Annotated in this window: 7 protein-coding genes; 5 read left to right on the forward strand and 2 right to left on the reverse strand. The window is 63.0% G+C overall.

Features of this window, described 5'->3' with window-relative positions:
- Both KZA10_RS08375 and KZA10_RS08380 read left to right on the forward strand, forming a co-directional pair.
- On the forward strand, window positions 1–648 hold a 648-nt coding region (locus KZA10_RS08375), incomplete at its 5' end, for an IS3 family transposase (protein ID WP_218682633.1).
- 114 nt (window positions 649–762) lie between these two features.
- Window positions 763–1,593 (forward strand): AbiV family abortive infection protein, encoded by an 831-nt coding sequence (locus KZA10_RS08380; protein WP_218682634.1) that lies wholly within the window; start codon window positions 763–765, stop codon window positions 1,591–1,593.
- 18 nt (window positions 1,594–1,611) lie between these two features.
- Here the strand turns inward: KZA10_RS08380 and KZA10_RS08385 are convergent, their stop codons facing one another.
- Window positions 1,612–2,109, reverse strand: a complete 498-nt coding sequence (locus KZA10_RS08385) for a hypothetical protein (RefSeq protein ID WP_218682635.1) — start codon at window positions 2,107–2,109, stop codon at window positions 1,612–1,614.
- A 237-nt stretch (window positions 2,110–2,346) separates the two neighbouring features.
- Between KZA10_RS08385 and KZA10_RS08390 the strand changes: the two genes are divergently transcribed.
- The 3 genes from KZA10_RS08390 to KZA10_RS08400 all read left to right on the forward strand — a co-directional run bounded on the left by KZA10_RS08390 (window position 2,347) and on the right by KZA10_RS08400 (window position 4,047).
- Entirely contained in the window at window positions 2,347–2,502 is a 156-nt protein-coding gene (locus tag KZA10_RS08390; protein ID WP_218682636.1) for a hypothetical protein, read from the forward strand.
- Window positions 2,503–2,681: 179 nt separating this feature from the next.
- On the forward strand, window positions 2,682–3,113 hold the full coding sequence (locus KZA10_RS08395) for a hypothetical protein (protein WP_218682637.1): 432 nt from the start codon (window positions 2,682–2,684) through the stop codon (window positions 3,111–3,113).
- Between the two features lie 229 nt (window positions 3,114–3,342).
- Entirely contained in the window at window positions 3,343–4,047 is a 705-nt protein-coding gene (locus KZA10_RS08400; RefSeq protein WP_218682638.1) for a DUF4238 domain-containing protein, read from the forward strand.
- Window positions 4,048–4,373: 326 nt separating this feature from the next.
- On the opposite strand, the gene KZA10_RS08405 is transcribed toward KZA10_RS08400, so the two are convergent.
- A partial coding sequence (locus KZA10_RS08405) for an integrase core domain-containing protein (RefSeq protein ID WP_218682639.1) occupies window positions 4,374–4,504 on the reverse strand: 131 nt, incomplete at its 5' end.

Genomic DNA, 4,504 nt, shown 5'->3' on the forward strand with positions numbered 1-4,504 from the left:
CGAGCCGCCGGCATCGAGGGCGCGACGCGTGCGAAGCGGGTCAAGACGACCAGGCCAGATCCAGCCGCGGCGCGGCATCCGGACCTGGTGAAGCGGGAGTTCACCGCGACCGCCCCGAACCGGCTCTGGGTCACCGATCTGACCTTCGTGCCGACCTGGGCCGGCGTCGCTTATGTCTGCTTCATCATCGACGTGTTCAGCCGGATGATCGTCGGGTGGCGGTGCGCGTCACATATGCGCACCGAGATGGTCCTCGACGCGATCGAGATGGCCCGCTGGGGCCGCGGCACCCGCCACGAGAACCTCCGCTGCCACAGCGACGCCGGCAGCCAATTCACGTCGATCCGCTACGGCGAACGCCTCGCCGAGATCGGCGCGACGCCCTCGATCGGGACCGTCGGCGACAGCTACGACAACGCCCTGGCCGAGACCGTGAATGGCTACTACAAGACAGAACTCGTCCGCGGCCCTGCCCGTCCGGGCCCGTGGAAGACGGTCGAGGACCTCGAGCTCGCGACCCTCGGATGGGTGCATTGGCACAACACCCAGCGCCTCCACGGCTACCTCGGCGACATCCCACCCGCCGAGTTCGAGCAGAAGTTCTATGCTGACCAAACCGACCGCACTCAACTGGTCGGAATCAAATAGCGCGAGTCTCCATCAGACCCAGGGCGTTTCACATGAACCGACGCACGATCTATGCGATGATCTGCGATCATGGCTCGCCGTCAGGATCTTCCCGACTCTCTGTCCCCTGCTCAGGTGACTTCGTTGCAGGACGCCCTGCTGTCGAACGCCGACCGGCTGCTGCAAGCGGCGGTGACCATGCTCGACGTCGACGAGCTTGCCCTGGCGCGATCTCTCGCAATCCTGGGCATGGAGGAATCGGGAAAAGCGATAGCGCTGCACAAACGACGCGTACTAATGGCCTACGCGCCCGAAGGGGAGGCGTTCGTCGACCGACAGTTGAGGGATCTCTGGGGGAAGCACCACTTGAAACTCGACACTGTGCATCAGTTCCTCGTCGACGAGGAGTACTGGTTCGGTGTGGAGGCGTCAGACCCCGTCGAGAACGAACGCCTTCTCGGCACTATCGAGGCGTGGACACGGACCCACAACGCCGACAAACAACGGGGCTTCTACGTCGACGTGTCAGGGGCTGGAGATCCAATCATGCCCACGTCTGACGTGGACGCTGAAACAGTGCGAGAGGTCGTCGGGTATGTGCACCAGATCGGATGGCAGCTGCGCCTAGGCGAGCACATCGAAGGCAAGCAGCGCCTCGAGTCTGAGCGCGACATCCCTCCCGCAAGCGAAGACGAGATCGCCGACATGAAGGCATCCCTGAAATCGGTTGACTCCAGACATACCGAGCGGATCATCGCCTCAATGCGTCGAGGCACACAGGGCACCAAACTGAACAACGCCGAGTACGCATTCACACTGCCCGATAACCCGTTCGACACAGTGGGCCGGCCCGGATACGAGGCACAGGATCGCGAGCTTCGAGCACTCATAGAACGTCTGGACCACGAGGAACAGCAGTCCTCGGAGGCGCCGGAAAATCGCGCCAACTCAGTTAACGAGGATTAACCGATAATGTTCGTTATGTCAGTTACCTGACACATACCCCGCATCTCGCCGCTTGAGCTCAGCGCTAAGGGCCCTGCTCATGACGCGTGGATCCGTCCAGATTGGAAAGCGTCGGTTGAGGTCCTGCTGCGTCATGCCCAGCGCTTCGAGCTGCCGAGTGATCTGGATGCGGCCTGAACTGTCGTACATCGGCCGACCGTCATCCCAGGTCTGATAGCGGGCCTGCATCTGCTTCTTCTCAAGCGGCGTCATCGAGACGCCTCGTTCACTCACTTCGACGATCTGAGCACTCCTCGCATGGAAGCTCACGTTCGGAAGATCGATGTCGTTGGCCGTAGGACCGGTGGGGCGCACCCGGTATACGGCGCTGTCGCCGTAGGCATCGAACACCGCGGCCGCGAACACGCGCGCGAGATCAATGTCGGTGGTGAAGTACACCCGATCTGCGCGGGCCTCCGCAAGGAAGCGCGGCGTACTCATGAGCGGCATCTGCGGTTGATCGGCGGGTGCGAGCAAGGACTCCCCGATCCCGAGCCCGGGAACACCTCCGTGCCACAGGTTGACCCCCATCCACCGGTCCCTCTCTGCTCTCCTCAGCAGCTTCGCTGCTCGTGCCTTTCCCATACGCCCTCCTGCTTCGTAGTCCCCGGGGCGAGGAATCGGATCAATCACTGTGAGCCGATTGTCTTCGGGTTTCCGCAACCTGGTCTCGGCACCCCGGGGGTACAGCTGCGGCGCGCACCCCACCTGGTCTTGGAAGATGCGCGCTCATTCATCGGCTACCTCGACGCCGGCCTCGAGGGGTGGATGCGCCGCTGGAACGAGCTTGACACACTCCTCATGAATCCACTCGTGGAGACAGCCCTCGATCACATCGAGCGAGAGAAATCGGTCGAGCTCCAACGATGAGCCTCCAGGCCTGCTCGCTCCAGATCCTCGAAGAGAGCGAAATGCCAGTCAAGGGAGCACATCCGTTCTTGCGGTAGGGGTTGTCCCATGCATGGGACACTGCTAACGTCCCATGCATGGGACACGAAGAATCTGGAACGTCCGTCATCTCCGAACCCAGCATTGGGAAGTCACCCGCGATGGCGATCGCCTTCCGCGTGGATCGGGCCGATCACTCGTCGAACCCGTTCTGGACGGGCTACGCCCAGACGGCGACGGCAGATGAGGCGGCTGCCGCGGTTCACCGGGCCTCTGAAGCGGTTGCGGACGCGCAGGCTGCTCTTTACCTGGTGAAGCTCCAGGCGGTCCGCGCCCTCTCCGATCAGCACAAATCAGTGCGAGAAATCGCAAAGATCATCGGCTGGAGCAAGAGCAGCGTCGCGAGAGAACTCAAGGGGTCAACGCCCGACGCCGTCGCGCACACCGGGGACGTGGCCCGGAACGAGCGCGTGGCGCGGATGGTGGCCTCGGCGTGGGGATCAGGATTCCCCCGGCGCATCCCTGAGCCTTTCCCCTCGGGCCCCGAGAGCCCCACGGGCACTTCTAACGGACGATCAGAGCTTCCCCGATAATAGATCTTATGTCAACTTAGGTTGACGTCTGGCCCCGTCAATCGTCGCCTGATCCGCCAAGCCGCTGCGCACGGTCACGACCGGCAGGTCAGAAGCTAAGCCGAATGCCCCGCCCGCGGGCTTTGGCATGAGCAGTCCAAGGCTCCTTCACGGGCTCTATCCTGACGTCATGACGAACACCCACCCGCAAGGGTCCAGCTTCCGTCGATCATCGACGAGACGCGGGCACATGATCACGAAAGGCCATCTCGCGGCCTTCGCGGATGACCGCAACGTGGTCGACGTCTTGGACGTTCTCGAAGGTCGTGGCTACCCGTCTTCGATCGAGAACGCCACCGTTGTGAGCTACGTCTACGACCCATCCGTCTTTACGCACGATCTCGAGAAGCAGTTCGCCGAGATCGAGGACAAAGGCGTCGGAGCGCTGAACCGACTCCGCGCAGGCGTCATACCGACGGGGCCGGACAAACTCGCCGTGATTGAGTTTCTCGACATGCACCTTCACCGCGGTCGATACGCTGACCGCGCCGGTGACTCACAGCCGGCGACGCTCTTCATGAAGGACGGGAGCGTCGAGGAAACCCATCTCAACTACGGGGACCTGATCTCCCTCGCCCACGATCACCCGGACACGCTTCGTCTGACGAGCTTCGGCCTCGAGGGATGGCAGTGGCAGATCTACACGACGACCAACCTGTGGACCGGCGACGGGGCAGTGATGCTCTTCCGCCCCAACCCCGACCACCCACTGTCGACCGTCACGTTCCCGCTATCGCCTACGCAGCTCTTGGTCATCGGTGACGACGTTCCAACCGACTTCGACATGAGCCGCGCGATCGCGAGGCGGAGCCGGCGATGGGTGGTTGGCCCGCGAGGAAACCTCCCGATCGAAGCCATCAGGCGCATGAAGGCGGAGGTGGACGCCACCCGCTAGCGTCCCCTTCGCCGAGCAAACTCGCCAAAACTTGTCAGTCACCCTGCACGTAGAGCAACTGCCAACCGTCGGGCAACTGTACCTTCGAGGCGGTCATGCCGGCGGCTTCGCGGCGCTGGCCTCATACCGCCTTGTATGCGGATCGGTCAATGAGACGCCGGCCGGCGGCATGGCGCACTCTCTTTGGGTGCTCATTGCAACGAGCGGTACAGCAGACAGCGAGGAAGCCCCTCCGCCGCGGCGGAGGGGCTTCCTGTACTACGCCTCGATGCTCCTGCGGGAGCCCCACCGAAAGAGGGTGGCCGCTCCGGGCATTCGCGTGCGGCCTAAGTGTTCTTCCCATTGACGTTATGGACGCGGTCGATGGGTGAGAGGCCTCCGAGAGCGGTATGGGGTCGGTGGTGATTATAGCTGTGGATCCAGGCCTGGTAGGTGGCCGCTCGGGCAGCATCGGAGC

The sequence above is a fragment of the Microbacterium sp. BF1 genome (genome assembly GCF_019279095.1).
Classification (GTDB): Bacteria; Actinomycetota; Actinomycetes; order Actinomycetales; family Microbacteriaceae; genus Microbacterium; species Microbacterium maritypicum.

What these genes read in the sequence shown, in the direction of transcription:
- KZA10_RS08400 (WP_218682638.1), top strand. Translation starts at nt 3,343, where the DNA reads ATGATCACGAAAGGCCATCTCGCGGCCTTCGCGGATGACCGCAACGTG.
- KZA10_RS08395 (WP_218682637.1), top strand. Translation starts at nt 2,682, where the DNA reads ATGGCGATCGCCTTCCGCGTGGATCGGGCCGATCACTCGTCGAACCCG.